Raw genomic sequence first — 24,254 nt, 5'->3', positions numbered from 1 at the left:
AGGCGCGCCGAGCTGTGAGTTGTTTGCTCAGCTCCATCGCGCGCCGTGCCCACCATTCCCCACCACCGATGCCGATGCGCGGTGGGCACGCGACCGCCCTGCGGGCGGCTGCTTTGCCCACCCTACGGCCGCGTGACTCGATTCCGATTTACATCTCAGACAGCGATCGACACAGGGGCGCACTCTCGCGGCACATCATGCCCGAGGCTTGCGATCAGTTCGCCCCTCGCAAACATGCAGAGGGCGCAGGGAATGCCGGGTGAAGGCCTCACCCATGGCCCGCCTGCGAAAAAAATGCAGGCGGCAGGTACCACAGGTGCAGCCGACCATCCGGCATTCCCTGCGCGACGGGCTCACGGCTGCTTCGCGATCTCCCCGGTGCGCCGGCTCGTTGGCCACCGTCGTCCACGCCGTGCATCTGCAGCGGCGCGAACTTGACCTCAGCTTCGGGAGGCCAGGACCACGCGACTTGACCGTCCGCAGGCGCCCGTTCGTCCGCACGCCCAAAAGGACATGCTGCGAGCTCCCACGGCCATCGCATCCCCGCCTCGCGTGTCGTGACGATCGCGCGCTACGCCCCTTCTGCATGAGGCGGGATAGCGGGGAGATAAGCATGATTTCCGTAAAAACGCAAGAATATTATTTTTATCGGAATTTCACGGGCTGAGCGCAGTTCTCACCTCGCCACTGGTGTCGTCTCGGCGAACGCCGGGACCCATACCGCGTGATGTCAGTAACAGGCAGGCGGCGCGTTCCGCGCGCCTCATCGAAGGCACGGCGTGGGTCCCGAATCGGCGCCCGCCGCCGCGTCGCGTCGGAAGGCTTGTCCGGGACGACAGCGAATGTGTGGCGCATGTCGATTGTCTGCCGCTGCGCTTGTCAGTGGCCGCCGCGATGCAAGCATCGGCAAAATCCGCGTTCCCCGCTTCAAACTCCGCTCCCGATCCTCTACAAGCCCCCCATGCTCGGACGTATCTTCACCGTTGGCGGCTATACGCTGCTGTCGCGCCTCACCGGTTTTGCCCGCGACATCATGCTGGCGGCGATCCTCGGCGCCGGGCCGATTGCGGACGCGTTCTTCATTGCGTTCAGGCTGCCGAATCATTTCCGGGCGATCTTCGCGGAGGGGGCCTTCAACGCGGCGTTTGTTCCGGCCTATGCGCATGTCCATGGCGAGAAGGGGCTGGCCTCGGCGAGCCTGTTTGCCGACCGGATCTTCACGCTGCTCCTGGCCTCGCAAATCGTGCTGCTGATCCTCGCCTGGGTGTTCATGCCGCAGGCGATGACGATCCTGGCGCCGGGCTTCACCGATGATCCGGCGCAGCGCGAACTCGCGATCACGCTGACGCGGATCACGTTTCCATATCTGCTGCTGATCACCTTGGTGACGCTGTATGGCGGCATGCTCAACGTGATGCAGCGCTTCGCCAGCGCCGCGGCGGCGTCGATCTTCCTCAATCTCGCGATGATGGTGACGCTGGCGCTCGCAGCGTTCTTTCCAAATGCCGGCCATGCCGCGGCGTGGGGCGTGCTGATCTCCGGCTTCCTGCAATACGTCCTCTTGGCTGGCGATCTCGCGCGTCACGGCGGCCTGCCGCGGTTTGCGCCGCTCAAGCTCGACGACGACATCCGCGCCTTCTTCAAGGCGCTGGGGCCGGCCACGCTCGGCTCGATGGGCACGCAAGTCGCGATGTTCGCCGACACGATCATCGCGACGTTCCTGCCCGCCGGCGCGATCTCGGCGCTGTATTATGCCGACCGCCTCAACCAGCTGCCGATCGGCGTGATCGGCATCGCCATCGGCACGGTGCTGCTGCCGGAGATGTCGCGGCGGCTGACCGCGGGCGATCATGACGGCGCCATGGCGCAGCAGCGCCGCGCCTTCGAGTTCACGCTGTTGTTCTCGGTGCCGTTCGTCGCCGCCTTCCTCGCCGTGCCCGACGTCATCACGCGGGCGATGTTCGCGCGCGGCGCGTTCACCAAGGGGGATGCGGCGGCGGCCGGTGCGACGCTCGCGGCCTATGCGGTCGGCCTGATTCCGTTCGTGATGATCCGCAGCGCGGTCTCGACCTTCTACGCGCGCAAGGATACGGCAACGCCCGTGAAGGCGTCGCTCACGGGGCTGACGGTCAACGTCGTGCTGAAGGTGCTGCTGATGGGCTCGCTGGCGCAGGTCGGCCTCGCGCTCGCGACCGCCGTGGGCGCCTGGATCAATCTGCTGCTGGTGCTCGGCTTCGCCGTGCATAAGCGCTATCTCGTCGTCGATCGCCGTCTCGCATCATCACTGTTGAAGTTCGCGGCGACCGGCGTGCTGCTTGCGGTCGCGTTGTGGCTAAGTGCCGTCCTGGTTTCGCCGCATTTGACGTCTGTCGGCCGTGCTCAGGACGAGGTCATGCTCGTCCTGCTGATCGCGATCGGCGCCGTGATCTATGCCGCCGCCATTCTCGGCCTGTTCGGCCTGCGCTGGCTCAAGGCGCTCGTTCGCCGCTGAGACCGCGCGCTGCAAAGCACGACGCGCGAACTGATGAGATCATGTCCGCGCGCCTGTTACGCCTTGCGCCACTGCAGCGCGGCGAATATGGTCGGCGGGGGGAGACCATTCGTGACGCGACGGCGGCAAACTGCAAACTGGGCGAGGAGGGCGGTCGGCATTCTGGCCGCCTATCTGATCGCGTTGCAGATGGTGCTCGCGGGCGCGATGTCGGCGCAGATGGCGGCCGCTGCCGCAAACGATCTCGGCGTGATCTGCACCGATGCTGATGGGACCGTCCACGGCACCAGCGCGCCGAACCCGGCAGTCCTGCACAAGGACTTCTGCGCGGTCTGTGCCTTCTCTGCCCATGCCGCGCCGGTGCCGACGCCGGCCGTCGTCCTGCTCGTGCGCAGCGCCAGCGAACTGCGGCTCGAAAGCTTCGCCGCCTGGGCCGCGCGCGATTCCCGCCTCCGTGAACCCCGCCTGTCGCAAGGACCTCCCGCGAACGCCTGATCGACCTTTCTCATCAGGTTTCGTTCGTCCAGAGGTTCATCATGTCCCGCTCCGTAACCGCGCTTTGCGCGGCGACGTGCCTTGTCACGTTGTCATCTCCCTGTTTCTCCCAAGCTTCCACCCAAGTCCGAGAGCTAACCAATCTGCCGATGGTGACGGTCGACCCGGCCAAGCGCGCAGCGCCGCGCGCGGCCAGGCCCGCCGGCAATGATCAGTCCGCAGCGCCGACGCGCGCGGCCAGATCGGCGGCTGAGCCGCGCGCCGCTTCTGCCGTTCCTGCTGGCCCGGCGCCGAGCCGGACCGCCCCCAACACGCAAACCGCGACCCAGCGCATCCAGCAGACGCCGGGCGCGGTCGCCGTCGTGCCGGATACCGCGTTCAAGACCGGCGCGGCGCAGACCATCAAGGACGTGCTCGACTACGTGCCCGGCGTGTTCGCGCAGCCAAAATGGGGCGACGACACCCGGCTGTCGATTCGCGGCTCCGGCCTTTCGCGCAACTTCCATCTGCGCGGCACCCAGCTCTATCTCGACGGCATCCCGATCAACACCGCCGACGGCTATGGTGATTTCCAGGAGATCGACCCGACCGCCTATCGCTATGTCGAGGTCTACAAGGGCGCCAATGCGCTGCGCTACGGTGCCAACTCGCTCGGCGGCGCCGTCAACTTCGTCACGCCCACCGGCCGTGACGCCTCCGCGTTCGAGAGCCGGCTGGATGGCGGCGCGTTCGGCTTCCTCCGCGGCCAGGCCTCGTCCGGCGGCGTCGCCGGCGCGGCCGACTATTTCGTGACCGGCTCCGCCTCGCGCGTCGACGGCTATCGCGACCACAGTTGGGGCACGTCCGAGCGCGGCAGCGCCAATGTCGGCTATCAGGTCTCGCCCGATTTCGAGACCCGCTTTTATCTCAACGCCAATTCGGTGCGGCAGCGCATCCCCGGCGAGGTCAGCAAGACCAGCGCGCTGACCTCGCCGCAGACGGCCGCGGCCAACAATTTGCTCAACGACTGGCAGCGCAACATCGACACGGTGCGCGTCGCCAACAAGTCCACCCTCCATCTCGACAACACCGATGTCGAGTTCGGCGTGTTCGCGGTCGACCGGCATCTGATGCATCCGATCTTCCAGTGGCTCGACTACCGCTATCACGATTACGGCGGCTTCGTGCGTGCCATCGACGATCGCGAGATCGGCGGCCATCGCAACCGTTTCACCGTTGGGCTCAACATCCAGAACGGCACGACGGATGCCAACCAGTTCGTCAATATCGGCGCCAACAAGGGCATGCAGATGTCCTCGCTGGTGCAGAATCCGGAGAACTATACGCTGTATGCCGAGAATGCCTGGTATGCGCTGCGGAGCGTCTCGCTGATCGCCGGCGCGCAGTTCCTGCATGCGGTGCGCAGCCAGCAGGTCAATTTTACGCTGAACGGCGATGCGGCGGGGACCGCCACCTACGACCTGTTCAGCCCGAAGCTCGGCGTGCTCTGGGACGTCGATCCGGCCTGGCAGGTGTTCGCCAACGTCTCACGCAGCGGCGAGGCGCCGAGCTTCGGCGAGAACGTGGCGCCGACCTTTCTCAACCCGAACTTTCCGACCATCCCATTCTACAAGATCAAGGCGCAGACGGCGACGACCTGGGAGATCGGCACCCGCGGCCGGCGGCCGGACGTCACTTGGGACTTCGCGCTGTATCACGCCGACATCCGCAACGAACTGCAGTGCTTCTACTCGTCGTTCGGCAATTGCAACGTCACCAACGCTGACAAGACCATGCACCAGGGCGTCGAGGCCGGCCTCGGCTTCAGCCTGCTCAAGGGGCTCGCCGTCAAGAGCGACACGCCCGACCGCGTCTGGCTCGATCTCTCCTACACCTACAGCGACTTCCGCTACAGCAACGATGCGACCTGGGGCAACAACCGGCTACCGGGCGCGCCGCCGCATTTCCTGCGCGCGGAGCTTTTGTACAAGCATCCCGCCGGCTTCGCGTTCGGGCCGAACGTCGAATGGGTGCCGCAGGCTTATTTCGTCGACAGCGCCAATACGCTCAGCACGGATTCCTACCTGCTGTGGGGCATGAAGGCGACCTACGACGACGGCAAGAACTTCTCGGCCTATCTCGAAGGCCGCAACCTCGCCAACAAGGCGTACATCGCGACCACCAGCATCATCGATCGCGCAACGCCGACTTCGACCCTGTTCAATCCCGGCAACGGCCGCGGCGTCTATGCCGGCCTGCGCTACAAATTGTGAGGAGGCGCATGATGCGCGGTCGCACCATTCGTTTGCACCACACCCAGAGGACATCCGTCGTGAAATCCATCCTGTTCGCTCTCGCCGCCCTGTCGGTCGCATTCAGCGGCGGCGCGGCGCGCGCGCATGTCGTTCTCGACAAGCCCGAGGCGCGCATCGGCAAGACCTTCAAAGCGGTGCTCGCTGTGCCGCATGGCTGCGAGGGATCCGCCACGGTGCGGCTGACCGTGCCGGTTCCGGAGGGACTGATTGCGATCAAGCCGATGCCGAAGCCGGGCTGGACCATCGAGGTGAAGAAGGGCGCCTATGCGCGGGCCTATCATTTCATGCATGGCGCCGACCTCAGCGAAGGGGTCAAGGAGATCAGCTGGAGCGGGCGGCTGGAGGACGGCTTCTACGACGAGTTCACCTTCACCGGCTTCGTCGCAGATACGTTCAAGTCCGGCGATGTCCTTCCCATTCCGGCGATTCAGGATTGCGAGAAGGGCACGGCAAAATGGGTCGAGATCGCCGCGCCCGGCCAGGATCCGCATGCGCTGAAATATCCTGCGCCGCTCTTGCGGCTGACGGCGGCAGAGCCGACGCCACGCGGTGTCGCCAAGGCCGACATCATGGTGTCCTCGGGCTGGAGCCGCGCGACGCCGGGCGGCGCCAAGGTCGGCGCCGGCTTTATCACGCTCACCAATACGGGCCGCGAGCCAGACCGTCTGATCGCGGCCAGCGCCGATATCGCCGATACGGTCGAGATCCACGAGATGTCGACGCGCGACGGCGTCATGGTGATGCGGCCGATCGAGCAGGGGCTTGTGCTGCCACCGGGACAGACGGTCGCGCTGACCTCCGGCGGCACGCACCTGATGCTGACCGGCCTCAAGGCGCCGCTGGTTGAGGGCAGGTCGGTCGCGGTGACGCTGCAATTCGAGCGCGCCGGCAAGATGGCCGTGCTGCTCGACGTGCTCGGCGTCGGCGCGCAGGCCCCCGATGGCCAGCCGGACGGCGCCAAGGCGGGGCACGCGCATCATTGATGGCGGACAAGGGTGGCTCCGGGGCCGATGCGTCTCCGGAGCGGCATGATTGCGGCGCAACATAATATGACCCGCTGGCCGCGCGTTGACCCGACGAGAGTTGACCGATCGTGTCCCCCTGCGGCGGAGTTGCCGTTTGCGCGAGGCCTCGTTCCGCTGCAATATGGCGCCAACATCGCCAAAACGAAGTGGGACGTGAAACCAGATGGCAGCTCCAATCAAGTTCGGTATGGGACAAAGCGTTCTCCGGAAAGAGGATGACGCGCTGATTCGCGGCAAGGGCCGCTATACCGACGATCTCGCGCCATCCGCCGCCCTGCATGCCCTCGTGCTGCGCTCGCCGCAGGCCCATGCCAAGTTCACCATCGACGTGTCCGCAGCGCGGCTGCTGCCGGGCGTGGCGCTGATCCTCACCGCCGAGGACACTGCGGAACTCGGCGGCCTGCCGTGCCTGTTCAACCTCGAGACCGATCCCTTCACCGCGCCGCCTTATCCGATCCTGGCCAAGGACGAGGTGCGCCATGTCGGCGACGCCGTGGCCTTCGTCGTGGCCGACACGCTCGATCACGCGCGCGACGCGCTCGAGGCAATCAAGGTCGAATGGACGACCTTGCCGGCGGTCACCGGCGTCGTGAATGCGATCAAGCCGGGCGCGCCGCAGGTCTGGCCGGATCACAAGGGCAACGTGCTGTTCGACGTCTCGATCGGCGACAAGGCCGCGACCGAGGCGGCATTTGCGAAAGCTCACGCGGTCGCCGAGATCCGCATCGTCAATCCGCGCGTGGTCGCGAGCTTCATGGAGACGCGCGCCGCCGTCTGCGAATACGACACCAAGCGCGATCATCTGACGCTCACCGCCGGCAGCCAGGGCAGCCACCGGCTGCGCGACATCCTCTGCCAGAACGTGCTGAAGATCCCGACCGAGAAGATGCGGGTGATCTGCCCGGATGTCGGCGGCGGCTTCGGCACGAAGCTGTTTCCGTACCGGGAATATGCGCTGGTCGCCGTGGCAGCGCAGCGGCTGCGCAAGTCGGTGCGCTGGGCCGCCGACCGCTCCGAGCATTTCATGGGCGACGCGCAGGGCCGCGACAACGTCACGACAGCGAGGATGGCGCTCGCCGAGGACGGCAAGTTCCTCGCGATGGACGTCGACCTGATGGGCGACATGGGCGCCTATCTGTCGACGTTTGCGCCCTACATCCCGCATGGCGGCGCCGGCATGCTGCCGGGCCTCTACGACATCCAGAAATTCCACTGCCGGGTGCGCACGATCTTCACCCATACCGTGCCGGTCGATGCCTATCGCGGCGCCGGCAGGCCGGAGGCCGCCTATGTCGTCGAGCGTCTCGTCGATGCCTGCGCGCGCAAGCTCGACATGTCGGTCGATGCCATCCGGCGCAAGAACTTCATCCCGCCGCGCGCGCTGCCTTACAAGACTGCGACCGGCAAGGTGTACGATTCCGGCGACTTCAACGCGCATCTCAAGCGCGCCATGGAGATCGCCGAGTGGAAAGATTTTTCCAAGCGCGCCAAGGCCGCCAAGAAGAATGGCCTCGTCCGCGGCATCGGGCTGGCCAGCTATGTCGAGGTCTGCGGCACGATGGGCGAGGAGACCGCCCATGTGAAGCTCGATCCCAATGGCGATGTGACGATCCTGATCGGCACGCAGTCGAGCGGGCAGGGTCATCAGACGGCCTATGCCCAGATCGTCGCCGAGCAGTTCGGCCTGCCGCCGGAGCGCGTGCACATCCACCAGGGCGACACCGCGCAGGTTCCGACGGGGCTCGGCACCGGCGGCTCGGCTTCGATTCCCTCGGGCGGCGTCAGCGTGCAGCGCGCCACCCATGAGCTCGGCGATAAGCTCAAGCAGATCGCGGCCGAAGCGCTCGAAGCGGGCTTGGGCGACCTCGAGATCGCCGACGGCGTGATCCGCGTCGCCGGCACCGACCGGTCGATCACCTTCGCCGATCTCGCCAAGCGGCCCGGCGTCGATCCGGCCAAGCTCAACGGCAGCGCCACCTTCGCCAGCGCCGACGGCACCTATCCGAACGGCACGCATGTCGCTGAGATCGAGCTCGATCCGGCCACCGGCATTATCAGAATCGTGAACTACGTGATCGTCGACGATTTTGGCGTGACGCTGAACCCGCTGCTGCTCGCCGGCCAGGTGCATGGCGGCGCGGTGCAGGGCATCGGTCAGGCGTTGATGGAGCAGGTGGTCTACAGCAACTCGGATGCGCAGCTTGTCACCGGCAGCTACATGGACTACGCGCTGCCGCGCGCCGCGGACGCGCCGTCCTTCACCTTCGAGACCCACAACGTGCCCTGCAAGACCAATCCGATGGGCGTCAAGGGCGCGGGCGAGGCGGGCGCGATCGGCTCCTGTCCGGCGGTGGTCAACGCCGTCGTCGAGGCGCTGTGGCGTGAGTACAAGATCGACCACATCGACATGCCGGCGACGCCCGAGCGGGTCTGGATCGCGATCCGGGAGCAGCACCGCCGTCACAGTCTCTGAATACTGTTTCCCAAACACTCTCGGATAACCGCCTCAATTGCGGAATAACCCGCCGACTGAGGGGTTGACCAACCAGGCGCGACCCGTCCAGGTGGGCTGGGCGGGATTGTGACAACAAAGGAGCGAATTGATGAAGCGGACTGTCGTGGTGGCAGCAGCAGCGCTGCTGCTGGGGGCCGGCGCCGTGATGGCAGAGGACAATCTGGTCAAGCAGAGCCAGGACATCATGAAGGCGAACGCCAAGAATCTCGGCGGTGTCCTGATCGCCATGGTCAAGGGCGAGAAGCCGTATGACCAGGCCGCCGTCAATGCCGCTCTGGCGCAGCTCGAGGACACCGCCAAGAAGCTGCCGACGATGTATCCGGCGAGCCTGAAGGGCGCGAAGTTCGAGGGCGACTACGGCCCGTCGCCGAAGATCTGGGAAGACCAGGCCGGCTTCAAGGCCAAGATCGACAGCTTCGCCAAGGTCGTCACCGAGGCCAAGGCCAAGATCAAGGATCTCGACAGCCTGAAGGCGACCGCGCCGGGGATCGGCAAGGAATGCGGCGGCTGCCACGAGACCTTCCGTCTCAAGAACAGCTGATCTGACGCAAGTTTGAGGGGGCGGACGCGGCCACGCGTTCGCCCCCGTTTGTTTGTCCGGCGCAGGCGTCTTATTCTCCCGGCCGCATCCGAGAGTCTCCGGATCGATCTCATCCTTCCCGCAGTGACGGAGCCACCATGCTACGCCGCCTCCTGCTTGCTTTGTGTGTGCTCGGCGTCGCCGGTCTCTCGGTATTCTGGTGGTTGACACAACCCTCGACGATCGCGCTTGCGGCCGCGGCTCGGGCGCCCGATATGGCCAACGGCCAGGAGATCTTCAACATCGGTGGCTGCGCGTCGTGCCATCAGGTGCCGAACCAGCCGGATCGTTTGAAGCTCGGCGGCGGTCTGCCGCTGGAATCGCCGTTCGGCACCTTCTACGCGCCCAACATCTCGCCCGATCCGACCGACGGCATCGGGCGCTGGAGCGAGGCCGACTTCGTCAATGCCGTCCTGCGCGGCGTGTCGCCCGGCGGCGGCCATTATTATCCGGCGTTTCCCTATACGTCCTATGCCGGCGCGAAGGTCGACGACGTCAGGGATCTCTTCGCCTACATGAAGACGCTGCCCCCGGTGAGCGGCGCCTCGCGCCCGCACGATCTGCCTTTCCCGTTCAACATCCGTCGCACCGTCGGCGTCTGGAAGCTGCTGTTCTTCGACGACAAGCCGTTCGTCGCCGACGCCTCGCGCTCGGCGGAGTGGAATCGCGGCGCCTATCTGGTCAACACGCTTGGTCATTGCGCCGAGTGTCACAGCCCGCGCAACCTGCTAGGCGGCATCAAGACGGCACAGCGGCTCGCTGGCGGTCCCGATCCGGAAGGTCACGGCTTCGTTCCGAACATCACCCAGAAGGGCCTCGCGGACTGGAGCGAGAGCGACATCAGCTATTTCCTGGAGACCGGGCAATTGCCGGACGGCGACAGCGCCGGCGGCTCGATGGCGCGCGTCATCCGCAACACCTCGCAGCTGACGCCGGAGGATCGCAAGGCGATGGCGATCTATCTGAAATCGCTGCCGCCGGTCGAAGGCCCGCCGAAGCCCAAGAAATCTTAGCTAAATCTTCGAGCGAGCCTTCGAGCTAAACCTGCGAGCTGAGGCGTGGTCAGATCGGCTTGAAGCTGCCGTCGCTCTGAATCACCACCAGCGACACCGGCGGCGGATTATCCTTGCGTGCGCTGCCGAAGCTGACGACGAGACCACCGATGTCGAACTGTCCCACATCGTTGATGATCCGCAGCAGCTCGGCGCGGGTCGGATTGGGCCCGGTCATCGCCAGCGCGCGCGCCACAAGACGCCCGGTAATGTAGCCTTCGAGCCCGATGAAGTCGGGTGTCTGGCTCGGATCGAGCTCCTTCATCGCCGCCTGATAGTCGGCGACGATCCGGCGATCGGTGTCCCACGGGAAGGGCACCACCTCGGAGACGATGACGCCACGCCCTTCCGAGCCGAGCTCCTTGGCGAGCGCGTTGCCGCCGACGAAGGACACGGCCGAGAAGGTCGGGTTGAAGCCGCTCCGGTGCGCCATCTTGATGAACTCGGCGCATGGCCCGTAGGTGCCGACGAGGATGACGGCCTCCGGCTCGGCACGGCGGATCACCTTGAGCGCCGCGCCGACGGCGCGCGTATTGCGCTCGAAGGTGCCTTCGGCGGCCAGCTCCAGGCCGCGTTTGTCGAGATGGGTCTTCACGCCCGCCAGCACGTCGCGGCCAAACGCGTCATCCTGATAGAAGATGGCGATGCGCGTCAGACGCAGGTCTTCGGTGAGGTGCTTGATCGAAGCTTCCGCCTCGGCCGCGTAGCTCGCGCGAATGTTGACGATGTTCTGAAAATCAGGCGTGCGCAGGAATTCGGCGCCGGACACCGGACCGATGAACGGCACGTCGTTCGAGGCCGCGATCGGCGCGGTGGCCATCGCGGTCGGCGTGCCGACGGCGCCGATCAATGCGAACACCTTGTCCTCGTAGATCAGCTTGATGGTCTCGACCACGGAGCGGTCGGGATCGTAGCCGTCGTTGCGGCTCGCGAGCTTCAGCCGACGGCCATAGACGCCGCCCTTGGCGTTGAGCTCGCTGAACGCCGCCAGCAGCCCCTGGCGCGCCGCCTGACCGAGCGCAGCCGACGGACCCTCCAGCGCCGCAACCTGCCCGAACAGGATCGAATCATTGGTGACGCCGAGCTCGTCGGCGCGCGCAGACCCGAGCGGAAGCAGTCCCGCGAGCAGGATGAGGACAAGGGATGTCCGGAAGCTTGAGAACCAGTTCATTGCGATCTTCGATGCACGGGTGCGCTTGATGAGATCGAGCCTACACGCGTTGAATGAAGACCTCGCTAAAGACGTACCGCCGGCTTGATCGCGTTTTACGCGGTCCGCAAAAGTGAGCCGTTAACCAAGCCAGGGTTTCCGGTACTCCACCACTGATCATCTTTGACCGTCCTTAACTTAGCCGGTTGACCATGCCCGATACGTCGTGAGGGGCAGCCGTTAGGCGGGGGCCATATTGCAGGTTGAAGAGTACAGCGCACCGACGCTGCAGGAACGTGATGGCGCTCGCATCGGTAGCGGGCGGGAGAAGCTGCGCGAGTCGCTATCTCGCTACCGGCTCTATCGTCCCGCCATCATCGCCGCTTGCGTCGGCGTCATTCTGTCGGTCGCCGGGACCGTCGCCGTCGGCCGCTGGGAGAACCGGCTGGCGCGCACCGATTTCGAAGGCGTCGCCGAGGCCCAAGCAATCCTGGTCCAGAACGGCGTCAACGAATATGTCAGCCGGCTGACCGCGCTGCGCACCCGCTTCGAATCCGCCAACGACGACATCACCCGCAGCGAGTACCAGACGTTCAGCGCGCGCCTGTTCGAAGCGCATCGCGGCATGCTGCGTCTCGCCTGGCTGCCGCGGATCAAGCGCAAGGAGCGCGGCGAGTACGAAGCCGCCGCGATCACCGACGGCGTTCCGGCCTTCCGCATCAAGTCCTATCCGGACGGCACGGTCGCACCGGAGAATGATGAGTATTATCCGGTCTACTTCTCGACCGAAGCAAAGACCTCGCCCGTCTACGGGCTCGACTATTGGAGCATTCCCGATCATCGCGCGGTGCTGGAGCAGTCGCGCGACTACGACATGATCGGCGCGCTGCGCACGCGCCAAAACCTGATCAATCAGAACGAGCGCAACAACGCCGTCATGATCGGCATCCCCGTTTACGCCAAGGGGACGTCGCGGACGACGGTCGCTGACCGCCGCCGCAACCTCTCCGGCTTCATCGTCGGCGTGTTCGATCTGCCGACGCTGCTGCAGTCGGTGCGTGCGAGCAATCCCAACAGCCCGGCGCTGCAGATCAACCTGCTGCCGCCGGAGCGCGTCATCAATGCCTCCGGTGTCGACCCGCAGCGCTGGCCCAGCGATCCCAACATCTGGTCCACGACGTTGCGCATCGGGGACGCCGACTGGGTGTTTCAGGCCGCGCCCGCCGGTGGCGGCCTGATGGCCAGCCACAATCGCGCGCTGGCGCTCTACGCCGCCGGCATGGCGACCACGATCTTCCTCGCGGTGTATCTGGCGCTGTCGAGCCGCAATGCGCAGCAACTGGCGCTCGCCAACCGCCGCGTGCTCGAGCTGGCGCAGACCGATGCGTTGACCGGGCTCGCCAACCGGGCTTTCTTCCTCGAGGAGATGGAGCGCATCAACGACGACAAGAACGGCCGCTTCACCGTCTTCCTGCTCGATCTCGACCGCTTCAAGAACGTCAACGACTCGCTCGGCCATGGCGCGGGCGACGAGCTGCTGATGCAGGTCGCGCAACGGCTGCGCTCGCAGCTGCGCGACGAGGACGTGCTGGCCCGGCTCGGCGGCGACGAGTTCGCTGTGATCCAGGCCGGCTTCGACGACCAGCGGACCGCCGCGATCGAGCTGGCGCAGCGCATCACGCGGTTGATCGCCGAACCGTTCCAGATCGGCGGGCAGCGGGTCGAGATCGGCACCAGCATCGGCATTTCGCTCGCTCCGCAGCACGGCCGCGACCAGGAGCACCTGCTCAAGAAGGCCGACCTCGCGCTCTACCGTTCGAAATCCGCGGGCCGCAGCTGCTACACGCTGTATGACGATGTCATGTCGGCCGAGCTCGAGGCGCGCAACACGCTCGAGGGCGATCTGCGCGACGCCATCGCGCAGTGCCAGTTCGAAGTCCACTATCAGCCGTTCTACGACGCCGAGACCCGCGAACGCCGCGGCGTCGAGGCGCTGGTGCGCTGGCGCCATCCGGTCAAGGGCCTGGTGCCTCCGGACAAGTTCATCCCGCTCGCGGAATCGACCGGCCTGATCGTGCCGCTCGGCGAGTGGATCATTGGCAGGGTCTGCGACGACGCGACAGCCTGGCCCGACGACGTCAAGGTCGCGGTCAATCTGTCGCCGGTGCAGTTCAAGCAGGCGGAACTGTTCGACGTGATTCAGTCAGCGCTGTCGCGTTCGGGTCTCGATCCGAAGCGGCTCGAGATCGAGATTACCGAATCCGTGCTGCTGGAACGCGCGGCCGAGAACGAGAGCTTCATCGACCGGCTGAAGGGCCTCGGCATTTCGCTCGCGCTCGACGATTTCGGCACCGGCTATTCCTCGCTGCGCTCGCTGACAGCCTTCCCCTTCAACAAGATCAAGATCGACAAGTCCTTCGTCGCCAATCTGTCCGTGCGTGACGAGAGCGCGGCGGTCATCTCCTCGGTGGTGACCCTGGCGCGCGGGCTCGGCATCCACATCACCGCCGAAGGCGTCGAGACCGAGGAGCAGCTCGCGCATCTGTGCGAGCTCGGTGTCAACTTCGCTCAGGGCTATTTACTCGGCCGGCCGATGCCGGTCGAACAGCTCGAGAAGCATCTGGAGATTTCGCGCGCCGCGCCCGAGCCGGAGGCTGCTGAGAAGGCTGTCGAGCAGGCCGATGACGTGGAGCGTGATGCGCGCTCGGCCGCGGTTGTCGCGCTCATTCCCCGGTCCGGGGCGCTGCTATCCCTCGCATCCAACGGCTGAGCGGCGAGGCCGGCTCCGCATCCGTCCGGGCCGACAGCTGCGGCGGGCCGAGCATGGCCGCCTCGCGCGCCGCGCTCGGCGTGATGCCGTAGGCGGTCTTGAACAGCCGGGTGAAATGCGCATCGGTGCCGAGCTGCCAGCGTCGCGCCACCTCGCTGACGCGCACGCTGCGCGATCCGGTCGCGGCCAGATCGAAGAAGGCTCGGTGCAGGCGCCGGCTCCGGATGTAGTCGGCGATGCCGCCGATGGGCGCGAACAGCCGATACAGCGACGCTCGCGACAGTCCGAAATGCAGCGCCACGGCGTCGGCGCTGAGCTCGGGGCTCGCCAGCCGGGCTTCGATATACTGCCGGATGCGCAGCAGCGAGGGATCGGCCGTCGCGCCGCGGTCCGCATCGCGGCGCTCCAGCTCGCCGCGCAGGCAGGCCGAGATCAGGGAGATCGTGCCCTCGACCACGGCCTGGCATTCGTCGAAGCTCATCCGTGGCGCGCAGTCGAGCAGTGCGCCGAAGTGTCGCGCCAGGAGCGGCGCCATCGCGCCGCCGCGCGGCAGCACCAGCCCGTGCAGATCGTCGACTTGCAGCAGGCGCGCGTCGAACATCGGACGGGGGACGACCAGGGTGACATTCTCGAACGCGCTCGCGCGCGTCTCGAGTGTCTGGGCGAGATCGAGCACGCAGAGATCGCCGGCTTCGACCTTGATGGCACGGTGGCCGGCGACGCCCTCATATCCGCCGGTCACATAGAGCTGCACGATGACATGATCGACGCCGCTGCGCGCGATCGTCTCGGCCGACCGCCGGAAGCGCTGGCCACCGGCGCGCGCCGATCCGAGCAGGACCGAGCCGAGCGCATAGGACAGCACGTCGGCCCTGAACGGCGCAGCTTCGGCAGCGAACTCATCGACGTCAAAGAACGTCGAGGTCGCCTCGCGCCAGGCCGCGATGTTGGTCTCGGTGTCCATCTGCTCGGCCGAGAAGCCATAGCTCGGCAGCAGGGACGATACAGCTTTCATCTCACGCGTCACTGAAGTCACAGACTGTCTTGAGCTTTCGTCTCAACTTCTTGATCGATCGTATCGCGGTGCGCGTCCGCCTTGACCCGATGTGCGATGCACACGTTATAGGACGCCTATCGCCAAGTTGCCGCAAAGGAAAGCCGGGCCGTTCGATGGTCCCCCCGTTTCCCCTCGCGATCGAAGGGGCCGGCTTCCCTGGACCGCGGCAATCCTTGGCGTGAGGCGGGGGCGGGCTCGCTCACCGTCTTTCATGACGAAATCATGCTTGTGTCCTTTTGAGGATTTCGGCGCCCGTCGGTCACGGCGGGCGCCTTTCTCATTCGGGCGCGCGGTGACGCTTGCAGCCGGCTAGGTGGCGCCGAAGGCCTTGAAGGTGATGATGGTGTGGGTGTCCTGGATGCCCGGCAGGACCTGGACCTTCTCGTTCACGAAGTGGCCGATATCGGTCTCGTTGTCGACGTAGAACTTCACCAGGAGGTCGTAGTTTCCGGCCGTCGAGTAGATCTCGGAGGCGATTTCGGCCTCGGCCAGCGCATTGGCGACGACGTAGGACTGGCCGAGCTTGCACTTGATCTGGACGAAGAAAGGAACCATGGCGGGCGGTCTCCGGAAGACGTTTCAAGCCTCAATATAGCGTTTTCGGGCGAAGTCGAGCCGCATTCTGGGGGCCCGGGTCTGCTTGCCGGGCGCGGCCGCCCCGCGCTAGGAATGGCGGATGAGCACGCCCATAGCCCTCACCATCGCCGGCTCGGATTCCTCGGGAGGAGCCGGCATTCAGGCCGATCTGAAGACCTTCGCCGCGCTGTCGGTTTATGGTGCCTCGGTGCTGACGGCGCTGACCGCGCAGAACACCCGGGGTGTCACCGGCGTGCATCTGGTGCCGCCCGATTTCGTCGCCGCGCAGATCGACGCCGTGTTCGACGATCTCGCCGTCGGCGCGGTCAAGATCGGCATGGTGGCGCAGGGGCCGATTGCCGACGCCATCGCCGCCAGCCTGGCGCGCTGGCGCCCCGCGCACATCGTGCTCGATCCGGTGATGGTGGCAACCTCCGGGGCGCGGCTGTTGCCGGAGGACGCGATCGAGGCGCTGCGCAGCCGGCTCATCCCGCAGGCGTCGCTGATCACGCCAAACCTGCCGGAAGCGGCCGCGCTGCTCGGCGAGCCGGTTGCCGAGACCGACGAAGCGATTGCCGCGCAGGGCCGCCGCTTGCTCGCGCTCGGCTGTCCGGCGGTGCTGATCAAGGGCGGACATGGGCAGGGCGCCGAAAGCACCGATCACCTGATCACGTCCGATAGGAGCATCCCGCTGCCGGCGCCGCGCGTCGGCACGAAGAACACGCACGGCACCGGCTGCTCGCTGTCATCGGCGGTCGCCGCGGGGCTCGCGAAGGGCGAGGATCTGGAGACCGCCGTGCGCAACGCCAAGGCCTTCATCTCCGGCGCGATTGCGGCCGCCGACCGCTTCACGGTGGGCCGCGGCCACGGCCCGGTGCATCATCTCTATCGGTTCTATTGAGGTCACACGGTTTTGAGGCCGCGGCGCGCGGTCGATCCGCGTGAGAGTGGCCGGTCATGCTAGGTGAGACGTGCCGTCGATCATCACGGGCGGCAATTGGCATCGGGGGCGTTGAATGAGGACACCTATCGTCGGGGCTCTGGCTGTTGCGTTCGCCGGTCTTGTTGCGACACCCGCGCTGGCCGAGCGCGCTCATTCGGCCGAGGAGGAGCGCAACAAGCAGATCGTGCTCGACTTCTATGAGCAGGGTCTCAACCGCAAGGACTTCGCCGCGGCCTCGAAATATCTCGGCACCTACATTCAGCATAATCCGAATGCCGAGGACGGCCCGGAGGGATTCCGCAAGTTCGTCGAATTCCTGAAGGTCAAATTCCCGCAGTCTCATAGCGAGATCACGAAGGTGCTGGTCGACGGCGACTTCGTCATCCTGCGCGTGCATGCCATCCGCGAGCCCGGCACCCGCGGCAATGCGATCGTCGATATCTTTCGTTTGAAGGACGGCAAGATCGAGGAGCATTGGGATTCGGTGCAGCCGATCCCCGAACAGTCGGCCAATTCGAACGGCATGTTCTAAGCCGTCTGCAACGACGCGCGGCGCCGGCTCAGCTGCCGCGCGCGAGCACGGTCTCCCGCTGATATCCATTCAGCACGCGGCTGCGATATTCGCCCGGCGACTCGCCGAACCAGCGGTTGGAGGCGCGGAAGAACGTGCTCTGGTCGGCATAGCCGAGCAGATAGCCGATGTCGGTGATCGTCATGCGGGAATCGGCGAGGTAGCGTTGCGCCAGCTCGCGCCTGACATCATCGACGAGATCGCTGAAGGAGATGCCCTCGTCGGCCAGCCGGCGCTGGAAGGTGCGGTCGCTCAAGCCGAGCTCGGCTGCGATCGCCGATCGCAGCGGGCTGCCGTCGGGCAGCAGCTTGGCGATCGCCGACCGCGCGCGATGCGTCGTATCGTTCCTGACCAGCCGCTCCAGCGCCTCGTCGGCGATGCGATCGTGAATGGCGATGAGCTCGGGCGCGGAGGTCGTCAGCTTGCAGGCGAGATCCTGGTCCGACACCAGGAAGCCGTTGAATGGCGCGTCGAATTCGAGCGGTGACTGGAAGGCTTCGTTGTACGCCGCGATCGACAGCGGCACCGGATGCGTGAAGCGGGTGGCGAGCGGCGTCAGCCGCCGGTCGAGCATCCAGCGGCACAGATTGAGCAGGTTGACGACGCCATAGTCGTAGCGCTGCCGTGGAATGGGACATTCACCGCCGAACACGTCGGTGCGCACCCAGTGGCCCCCCTGGCCGGGTTCGAGCGTGATGGTCACCGCGTCGCTGACGAGACACATGTAGCGGATCAGGCGGGCCAGCCCGGTCTTCAGATCGGGGCTCGACATCATCGCATAGCCGGCGACGCCGTAGTGATCGGGCCGCGGCGCGTCGCGCTTGGCCAGTCCGATGTCCGGATTGCCCGACCGCTCCGCCGCCAGCACCCACAATCGGCTCAGCGCCTCGGTCGGCCAGCGATGATCGCAATCGTCGAGATCGGCGATCGACAGGTCGACCTCCGCAAACAGCGCGGCCGCATCGAGTCCCTGACCAGTGAGCATGGTCGCGACGCCACGCATCCAGGCTGATGAGGTCGTTCGAAGCGGCTGCGCCATTCCCTTGGCCTACTCCATGGCTTCTGGAGCCAGTGCTTTGGCATCCTCGGATCATTGTGCAGGTGCACATGAGGCTGCATAGCACCTGACATCGGCGATCGCGATACGAAATTCGTCGTGCGGCCGCGTCACCCCATCCAGGAGAAAATCATGCCCGTTCTGAAAACCAACGACGGCACAGAGATTTACTACAAGGATTGGGGCGCCGGTCAGCCGATCGTGTTCAGCCATGGCTGGCCGCTGTCGTCGGATGATTGGGACGCCCAGATGATGTTCTTCCTCAATCACGGCTTCCGCGTCGTCGCCCATGACCGGCGCGGCCACGGCCGCTCCGCCCAGGTGTCCGACGGCCACGACATGGATCACTACGCCGACGATCTCGCGGCGCTGACTGCGCAGCTGGACCTCAAGAACGCCATCCATGTCGGCCATTCGACCGGCGGCGGCGAGGTCGTGCATTATCTGGCGCGCCACGGCGAGAGCCGCGCCGCCAAGGCCGCGATCATCGCCGCGGTGCCGCCGCTGATGGTGCAAACGGCGGCCAATCCCGGTGGTCTGCCAAAATCGGTGTTCGACGACTTCCAGACCCAGGTCGCGACCCGTCGCGCCGAATTCTATCGCGACGTCGCCGCCGGCCCGTTCTACGGTTTCAACAAGCCGGACGCCAAACCATCCGAGGCCGTTATCCAGAACTGGTGGCGGCAGGGCATGATGGGCAGCGCCAAGGCGCATTATGACGGCGTGGTCGCGTTCTCGCAGACCGACTTCACCGAGGATCTGAAGAAGCTCTCGCTACCGGTGCTGGTGATGCACAGTGAGGACGACCAGATCGTGCCTTACGCCGATTCCGCGCCGCTGTCGGCCAAGCTGCTCAAGAACGGCACCTTGAAGACCTACAAGGCCTTTCCCCACGGCATGCCGACCACCGAGGCCGCCACCATCAACGCCGACCTGCTGGCTTTCATCAAGGGCTGATGAGGGGAGGTGGTCATGACTTTGGGAATTCCGACGACTCTGTTTCTTCAGATTCACGTGGTGCTGAGCCTGATTGGAATTGCGACCGGGCTCATCATGCTCGCCGGCCTGCTGGCGGGCCGCCATCTGGCGGTCTGGGCGGCGTTGTTCCTGCTTACGACCTTCCTCACCGGCGTGACCGGCTTTCCGCTGCCGCCCTTCGGCCTCGATCCGCCGCGGATCATCGGCATCATCCTGCTCGCGCTGCTCATTGCGGCCGCTGCCGCGCTCTACGTGTTCGCACTGTCGGGATGGTGGCGACGCGTCTACGTCGTCACTGCGATGCTCTCGCTCTATCTCAACGTCTTCGTCGCGATCGTGCAGTCGTTCCAGAAGATCGGCGTGCTCAACGCGCTGGCGCCGACCCAGAGCGAACCGCCGTTTGCGGCTGCTCAGATCGTCACGCTCTTGCTGTTCATTGGCCTCGGCATCGTCTCATGGCGGCGGTTCGCCCCCGTGGCGCCGCGTGCCTCCCTGGCCTGATCCAATCATCCACTTCTCGAGGAGAACCACATGTCCAAGCTCGAAATGCTCACCCCGCAGAACTGCGCGGTGGCGCTGATCGACTATCAGCCTGCGATGTATCAGGGCGTGCAGTCGCACGACCGTCTCGGCGTGTTCAACAACATCCAGATCGTCGCCAAGGCGGCCAAGCTGTTCAAGATCCCGACCGTGCTCACCACGGTCGCCAAGGATTCGTTCTCGGGCCCGTTCATGCCCGAGGTGACCGAGCTGTTTCCGGAGCATGACATCGTCGACCGCACGGCGATGAACTCCTGGCTCGACGCCGGCTTCCGCAAGCAGGTCGCCGCCACGGGGCGCAAGAAGTTCATCATCGCTGGACTCTGGACCGAGGCCTGCGTGCTGTTTCCGACGCTCGACATGCTGCGCGAGGGCTACGAGGTCTACATCCCGGCCGATGCGTGCGGCGATCTGTCGCTGGAGGCGCACAACCGCGCGATGGATCGTGCGGTGCAGGCCGGCGCGGTGCCGATCACCTCGTGCCAGTTCGCCTTCGAGCTGCAGCAGGATTGGGCGCGCGCCGAAACCTATGACGGCATGATGGAGATCCTCAAGGCGCATTCGCCCTACGGCATCCAGATCCGCTTCTCGAAATGGGCGCTCGGCGAGCACGCCTCCGAGGGCGGCACCAAGGCGGCCTGAATCATCCGATGAAGATCTATCTGTTCTCGCTCGGGGCAGGGCTTCTGGTCGGCGTGATCTACAGCCTGCTTCACGTCCGCTCGCCGGCGCCGCCTCTGGTGGCGCTGGTCGGCCTACTCGGCATCCTCGTCGGAGAGCAGGTGATTCCCGTGGGCCGGCAGCTCCTGAACGGCAGCAGCCTTGCTGCGGCCTGGCAGAAGGCGGCCTGCGCCACGCACATCTTCGGCCTGCTGCCCGGCCATCACGGCCGGGCAGAGACCACGAACTCTCCTGCGCCAGACGAGAAGGCCTCATGAGCGACCATCCCGATCTCATCCTGCATCGCGGCCTGTTCACGACGCTCGACCGCTCCAATCCGCAGGCGGATGCGGTGGCGATCAAGGATGGCTTGTTCACCGCCGTCGGTCATGCGCAGGACGTCATGAAGCTCGCCGGCCCGCAGACGCAGGTGATCGATCTCAGGGGCCGGCGTGTGCTGCCGGGGCTGATCGATAATCACCTGCATATCATCCGCGGCGGGCTCAATTTTAACATGGAGCTGCGCTGGGACGGCGTGCGCTCGCTCGCCGACGCGATGGCGATGCTGAAGGCGCAGGTCGCGATCACGCCGCCGCCGCAATGGGTCCGCGTGGTCGGCGGCTTCACCGAGCATCAGTTCGCCGAGAAGCGGCTGCCGACGATCGATGAGCTGAACGCCGTGGCGCCGGAGACGCCGGTGTTCCTGCTGCATCTCTACGACCGCGCGATCCTCAACGGCGCCGCGCTGCGCGCCGTCGGCTACGACAAGGACACGCCGCAGCCGCCGGGCGGCGAGATCGTGCGCGATGCCCAGGGCAATCCGACAGGGTTGCTGCTCGCCAAGCCCAATGCCGCGATCCTCTACGCGACGCTGGCCAAGGGACCGAAGCTGCCGTTCGATTACCAGCTCAACTCGACGCGCCACTTCATGCGCGAGCTGAACCGGCTCGGCGTCACCGGCGCGATCGATGCCGGCGGCGGCTTCCAGAACTATCCGGACGACTACGCCGTGATCCAGAAGCTCGCCGATGACGGCCAGCTCACCATCCGGCTCGCCTACAATCTGTTCACGCAGAAGCCGAAGGGCGAGAAGGACGATTTCCTGCGCTGGACACAGAGCTCGGCCTACAAGCAGGGCAACGACTATTTCCGCCACAACGGCGCCGGCGAGATGCTGGTGTTCTCGGCCGCCGATTTCGAGGATTTCCGCGTGCCGCGGCCGGATATGCCGGCCGAAATGGAGGGCGAGCTCGAGCAGGTCGTGCGCATCCTGGTGCAGAACAAATGGCCGTGGCGGCTGCACGCGACCTATGACGAGACCATCTCGCGGGCGCTCGATGTGTTCGAGAAGGTCAACCAGGACATGCCGCTCGAAGGGCTGCACTGGTTCTTCGACCATGCCGAGACGATCTCGGATCAGTCGATCGACCGCATCGCCGCGCTCGGCGGCGGCATCGCCGTGCAGCATCGCATGGCCTATCAGGGCGAGTATTTCGTTGAACGCTATGGCTGTGGCGCCGCCGAGGCGACGCCACCGGTGAAGAAGATCCTGGACAAAGGCGTGAAGGTCTCCGCCGGCACCGACGCGACCCGCGTCGCGTCCTACAATCCCTGGGTCTCGCTGTCCTGGCTGGTGACGGGGCGCACCGTCGGCGGCCTGCGGCTGTACCCGCAGCGCAATTGCCTCGACCGCGAGACGGCGCTGCGGATGTGGACGGAGAACGTCACCTGGTTCTCCAATGAGGAAGGCCGGAAGGGCCGCATCGCCGTCGGGCAGCTCGCCGATCTGATCGTGCCGGATCGCGACTACTTCGCCTGCGCCGAGGTCGAGATCGCTGACATCACGAGCCATCTCACCATGGTCGGTGGCCGCATCGTCTACGCGGCGGCCGACTTCAAGCCGCTCGACGAAGGGGCACCGCCGCCCGCGATGCCCGACTGGTCGCCGGTGCGCCGCTTCGGCGGCTACGGCGCTTGGCTCGACAAGGGGGAGGACGGCAAGGTGCGTGCCCAGGCGATGCAGATGTGCGGCTGCGCCAATGCCTGCGGCGTGCACGGCCACGATCACGCGCGCTCCTGGTCGAGCCAGCTGCCGGTGTCCGATCTCAAGAGCTTTTGGGGCGCGCTCGGCTGCGCCTGCTGGGCCGTGTGATGGCGGCGAACGCGGACACGCCGCGGCCGATCGCAGCGGTGCTTGCCTGGCCATGGATATGGCCGCTGGCCCGGCTCGCATTGGTCTCGGCCTATCTGATCGGCGGCGTCCAGAAGCTCATGGACTTCCCCGGCGCCGTCGCCGAGCAGGCCCATTTCGGCCTGCAGCCGGCGGCACTGTGGGCGGTCGCGGCGATCGCCGTCGAGCTGATCGGCTCCGTCCTCGTCGTGATCAACCGCTTCGTCTGGTTCGGCGCCGGCGCGCTCGGCGTGCTGACATCAGTCGCGATGCTCACCGCCAACGACTTCTGGCACATGGACGGCCACGACCGTTTCATGGCGCTGAATGCCTTCTTCGAGCATCTCGGCCTGATCGCAGGCCTGGTGCTCGTCTCCCTCATGTCGTGGCGCGCGCGCCGCGCCTGATCCGTTTGCATTTGTCCGAGGTTGTCATGATCCGCTCCCGTCATCTCGTCGGCGCACTCGTCGCCACCACGCTGCTCGCCGCTCCCGCGCTCGCCAGGGACACCGCGCCGCTCGTCGGCGTCGGCGCGCAATACGACACGACGCATGTCTACGTCGCGCCCGACGATGTCGATAAGTTCGTCGCGAGCTTCGTCGCCACCTTCGGCGGCCAGAGCACCAAGCAGGTCGTCGCGACGGTGACGCCGACGCCGAGCAGCACGACCTCGCAGCTGTTGCAGACGCCGGTCGGCACGGTGTCGCTGTTCGGCTTCAAGACCGGCATCCCCTTTCCGTTCGGCGCCGAGCGCACCGGCTATCTCGTCACCGACATGGACGCCGCGATCAAGGCGGCCAAGGCCGCCGGCGCCGATGTCGTGGTCGCGCCGTTCCCCGATCCGATCGGCCGCGATGCCGTGGTCCAGTGGCCCGGCGGCGTCAACATGCAGCTCTATTGGCACACGACCAAGCCGTCCTACCCTGCGTTCGAGACCGTTCCGGACAACCGCGTCTACGTCTCGCCGGATCGTGCCGACGCCTTCACGCGCGCCTTCCTGCGCTTCTCGCATGGCAAGGTCGTTTCCGACGAGGCCAAGGCGCCGGGCGTCGAGATCGGCCGCCCCGTGGATCACTACCGGCGCATCCGCATCGAGTCGGTGTTCGGCCGCATGACGGTGCTCGTGACCGATGGCCATCTGCCATATCCGTTCGGCCGCGAGATGACCGGCTATGAGGTCAAGGATCTCAATGCCACGCTCGACAAGGCCAAGGGCGCCGGCGCGACCGTACTGGTCCAGCCGTTCACTTCCGACAAGCGCACGCAGGCGCTGCTGCAGTTCCCCGGCGGCTATGTCGCGGAGATCCACGCGCTGGTGAAGTAGCCCGAT

At 65.9% G+C, this 24,254-nt stretch carries 21 protein-coding genes; 17 read left to right on the top strand and 4 right to left on the bottom strand.

The features are described from left to right. Positions 1 to 961 precede the first annotated feature (961 nt). The 7 genes from murJ (at position 962) to BRADO_RS23880 (ending at position 10,413) form a co-directional block, all read left to right on the top strand. A complete protein-coding gene (murJ, locus tag BRADO_RS23910) occupies positions 962 to 2,491 on the top strand; it encodes a murein biosynthesis integral membrane protein MurJ (protein WP_012028776.1) in 1,530 nt (509 codons plus the stop codon). A 111-nt stretch (positions 2,492 to 2,602) separates the two neighbouring features. Next, positions 2,603 to 2,986, top strand: a complete 384-nt coding sequence (locus BRADO_RS23905; RefSeq protein WP_012028775.1) for a DUF2946 family protein — start codon at positions 2,603 to 2,605, stop codon at positions 2,984 to 2,986. A gap of 41 nt (positions 2,987 to 3,027) precedes the next feature. Beyond that, a complete protein-coding gene (locus tag BRADO_RS23900; RefSeq protein ID WP_012028774.1) occupies positions 3,028 to 5,238 on the top strand; it encodes a TonB-dependent receptor in 2,211 nt (736 codons plus the stop codon). Between the two features lie 59 nt (positions 5,239 to 5,297). Next, on the top strand, positions 5,298 to 6,263 hold the full coding sequence (locus tag BRADO_RS23895; RefSeq protein WP_012028773.1) for a DUF1775 domain-containing protein: 966 nt from the start codon (positions 5,298 to 5,300) through the stop codon (positions 6,261 to 6,263). A gap of 205 nt (positions 6,264 to 6,468) precedes the next feature. Continuing rightward, complete coding sequence (locus BRADO_RS23890) at positions 6,469 to 8,778, top strand: xanthine dehydrogenase family protein molybdopterin-binding subunit (protein ID WP_012028772.1); 2,310 nt, start codon at positions 6,469 to 6,471, stop codon at positions 8,776 to 8,778. A 130-nt stretch (positions 8,779 to 8,908) separates the two neighbouring features. Continuing rightward, a complete protein-coding gene (locus BRADO_RS23885; RefSeq protein WP_041756870.1) occupies positions 8,909 to 9,361 on the top strand; it encodes a cytochrome c in 453 nt (150 codons plus the stop codon). Positions 9,362 to 9,498: 137 nt separating this feature from the next. Further along, positions 9,499 to 10,413 (top strand): cytochrome c, encoded by a 915-nt coding sequence (locus tag BRADO_RS23880; protein ID WP_012028770.1) that lies wholly within the window; start codon positions 9,499 to 9,501, stop codon positions 10,411 to 10,413. A gap of 49 nt (positions 10,414 to 10,462) precedes the next feature. On the opposite strand, the gene BRADO_RS23875 is transcribed toward BRADO_RS23880, so the two are convergent. Next, positions 10,463 to 11,623 carry an ABC transporter substrate-binding protein gene (locus tag BRADO_RS23875; RefSeq protein WP_012028769.1) on the bottom strand — a complete coding sequence of 387 codons (1,161 nt, stop codon included), beginning with the start codon at positions 11,621 to 11,623 and terminating at the stop codon, positions 10,463 to 10,465. Between the two features lie 235 nt (positions 11,624 to 11,858). On the opposite strand from BRADO_RS23875, the gene BRADO_RS23870 reads away from it, so the two are divergent. Then, a complete protein-coding gene (locus tag BRADO_RS23870) occupies positions 11,859 to 14,372 on the top strand; it encodes an EAL domain-containing protein (protein ID WP_012028768.1) in 2,514 nt (837 codons plus the stop codon). On the opposite strand, the gene BRADO_RS23865 is transcribed toward BRADO_RS23870, so the two are convergent. Both BRADO_RS23865 and BRADO_RS23860 read right to left on the bottom strand, forming a co-directional pair. Continuing rightward, positions 14,326 to 15,387 carry a helix-turn-helix domain-containing protein gene (locus tag BRADO_RS23865; RefSeq protein ID WP_012028767.1) on the bottom strand — a complete coding sequence of 354 codons (1,062 nt, stop codon included), beginning with the start codon at positions 15,385 to 15,387 and terminating at the stop codon, positions 14,326 to 14,328. The two genes, BRADO_RS23870 and BRADO_RS23865, sit on opposite strands and share 47 nt — an antisense overlap. Before the next feature lie 351 nt (positions 15,388 to 15,738). Continuing rightward, entirely contained in the window at positions 15,739 to 15,984 is a 246-nt protein-coding gene (locus tag BRADO_RS23860; protein ID WP_012028766.1) for an Lrp/AsnC family transcriptional regulator, read from the bottom strand. A 121-nt stretch (positions 15,985 to 16,105) separates the two neighbouring features. Between BRADO_RS23860 and thiD the strand changes: the two genes are divergently transcribed. Beyond that, positions 16,106 to 16,906 (top strand): bifunctional hydroxymethylpyrimidine kinase/phosphomethylpyrimidine kinase, encoded by an 801-nt coding sequence (gene thiD, locus BRADO_RS23855; protein ID WP_012028765.1) that lies wholly within the window; start codon positions 16,106 to 16,108, stop codon positions 16,904 to 16,906. 115 nt (positions 16,907 to 17,021) lie between these two features. After that, complete coding sequence (locus tag BRADO_RS23850) at positions 17,022 to 17,480, top strand: ester cyclase (RefSeq protein WP_012028764.1); 459 nt, start codon at positions 17,022 to 17,024, stop codon at positions 17,478 to 17,480. Positions 17,481 to 17,508: 28 nt separating this feature from the next. Here BRADO_RS23850 and BRADO_RS23845 read toward each other — a convergent pair whose 3' ends face one another. Continuing rightward, positions 17,509 to 18,558 carry an AraC family transcriptional regulator gene (locus tag BRADO_RS23845; RefSeq protein ID WP_012028763.1) on the bottom strand — a complete coding sequence of 350 codons (1,050 nt, stop codon included), beginning with the start codon at positions 18,556 to 18,558 and terminating at the stop codon, positions 17,509 to 17,511. A gap of 150 nt (positions 18,559 to 18,708) precedes the next feature. Here BRADO_RS23845 and BRADO_RS23840 point away from each other — a divergent pair, with 150 nt between their 5' ends. Genes BRADO_RS23840 through BRADO_RS23810 form a run of 7 tightly spaced genes read left to right on the top strand, consistent with a single transcriptional unit; the run spans position 18,709 to position 24,248 of the window. After that, positions 18,709 to 19,533 (top strand): alpha/beta fold hydrolase, encoded by an 825-nt coding sequence (locus tag BRADO_RS23840; RefSeq protein WP_012028762.1) that lies wholly within the window; start codon positions 18,709 to 18,711, stop codon positions 19,531 to 19,533. A gap of 15 nt (positions 19,534 to 19,548) precedes the next feature. Continuing rightward, entirely contained in the window at positions 19,549 to 20,055 is a 507-nt protein-coding gene (locus BRADO_RS23835) for a hypothetical protein (RefSeq protein WP_041756868.1), read from the top strand. 30 nt (positions 20,056 to 20,085) lie between these two features. After that, the gene (locus BRADO_RS23830; protein ID WP_012028760.1) at positions 20,086 to 20,736 is read left to right on the top strand and encodes a hydrolase; all 651 of its coding nucleotides are present in this window, start codon (positions 20,086 to 20,088) and stop codon (positions 20,734 to 20,736) included. A gap of 8 nt (positions 20,737 to 20,744) precedes the next feature. After that, positions 20,745 to 21,032 (top strand): XapX domain-containing protein, encoded by a 288-nt coding sequence (locus BRADO_RS23825; protein WP_012028759.1) that lies wholly within the window; start codon positions 20,745 to 20,747, stop codon positions 21,030 to 21,032. Next, positions 21,029 to 22,906: an amidohydrolase gene (locus tag BRADO_RS23820; protein ID WP_012028758.1), complete on the top strand. Its 1,878-nt coding sequence runs from the start codon at positions 21,029 to 21,031 to the stop codon at positions 22,904 to 22,906. Before BRADO_RS23825 ends, BRADO_RS23820 begins: the two co-directional genes overlap by 4 nt. Next, complete coding sequence (locus BRADO_RS23815) at positions 22,906 to 23,331, top strand: DoxX family protein (protein WP_012028757.1); 426 nt, start codon at positions 22,906 to 22,908, stop codon at positions 23,329 to 23,331. Before BRADO_RS23820 ends, BRADO_RS23815 begins: the two co-directional genes overlap by 1 nt. Positions 23,332 to 23,357: 26 nt before the next feature. Further along, a complete protein-coding gene (locus BRADO_RS23810) occupies positions 23,358 to 24,248 on the top strand; it encodes a hypothetical protein (protein ID WP_012028756.1) in 891 nt (296 codons plus the stop codon). Positions 24,249 to 24,254 lie beyond the last annotated feature (6 nt).

This window comes from Bradyrhizobium sp. ORS 278, from assembly GCF_000026145.1.
Taxonomy (GTDB): domain Bacteria; phylum Pseudomonadota; class Alphaproteobacteria; order Rhizobiales; family Xanthobacteraceae; genus Bradyrhizobium.
The sequence above is the reverse complement of the archived record's forward strand: the minus strand, read 5'-3'. Positions and strand labels throughout refer to the sequence as shown.

Coding starts and splice junctions, on each gene's coding strand:
- murJ (WP_012028776.1), top strand. CDS start 962: ATGCTCGGACGTATCTTCACCGTTGGCGGCTATACGCTGCTGTCGCGC.
- BRADO_RS23900 (WP_012028774.1), top strand. CDS start 3,028: ATGTCCCGCTCCGTAACCGCGCTTTGCGCGGCGACGTGCCTTGTCACG.
- BRADO_RS23890 (WP_012028772.1), top strand. CDS start 6,469: ATGGCAGCTCCAATCAAGTTCGGTATGGGACAAAGCGTTCTCCGGAAA.
- BRADO_RS23885 (WP_041756870.1), top strand. CDS start 8,909: ATGAAGCGGACTGTCGTGGTGGCAGCAGCAGCGCTGCTGCTGGGGGCC.
- BRADO_RS23880 (WP_012028770.1), top strand. CDS start 9,499: ATGCTACGCCGCCTCCTGCTTGCTTTGTGTGTGCTCGGCGTCGCCGGT.
- BRADO_RS23875 (WP_012028769.1), bottom strand. CDS start 11,623: ATGAACTGGTTCTCAAGCTTCCGGACATCCCTTGTCCTCATCCTGCTC.
- BRADO_RS23865 (WP_012028767.1), bottom strand. CDS start 15,387: ATGAAAGCTGTATCGTCCCTGCTGCCGAGCTATGGCTTCTCGGCCGAG.
- BRADO_RS23860 (WP_012028766.1), bottom strand. CDS start 15,984: ATGGTTCCTTTCTTCGTCCAGATCAAGTGCAAGCTCGGCCAGTCCTAC.
- thiD (WP_012028765.1), top strand. CDS start 16,106: ATGAGCACGCCCATAGCCCTCACCATCGCCGGCTCGGATTCCTCGGGA.
- BRADO_RS23850 (WP_012028764.1), top strand. CDS start 17,022: ATGAGGACACCTATCGTCGGGGCTCTGGCTGTTGCGTTCGCCGGTCTT.
- BRADO_RS23845 (WP_012028763.1), bottom strand. CDS start 18,558: ATGGCGCAGCCGCTTCGAACGACCTCATCAGCCTGGATGCGTGGCGTC.
- BRADO_RS23840 (WP_012028762.1), top strand. CDS start 18,709: ATGCCCGTTCTGAAAACCAACGACGGCACAGAGATTTACTACAAGGAT.
- BRADO_RS23835 (WP_041756868.1), top strand. CDS start 19,549: ATGACTTTGGGAATTCCGACGACTCTGTTTCTTCAGATTCACGTGGTG.
- BRADO_RS23830 (WP_012028760.1), top strand. CDS start 20,086: ATGTCCAAGCTCGAAATGCTCACCCCGCAGAACTGCGCGGTGGCGCTG.
- BRADO_RS23825 (WP_012028759.1), top strand. CDS start 20,745: ATGAAGATCTATCTGTTCTCGCTCGGGGCAGGGCTTCTGGTCGGCGTG.
- BRADO_RS23820 (WP_012028758.1), top strand. CDS start 21,029: ATGAGCGACCATCCCGATCTCATCCTGCATCGCGGCCTGTTCACGACG.
- BRADO_RS23815 (WP_012028757.1), top strand. CDS start 22,906: ATGGCGGCGAACGCGGACACGCCGCGGCCGATCGCAGCGGTGCTTGCC.
- BRADO_RS23810 (WP_012028756.1), top strand. CDS start 23,358: ATGATCCGCTCCCGTCATCTCGTCGGCGCACTCGTCGCCACCACGCTG.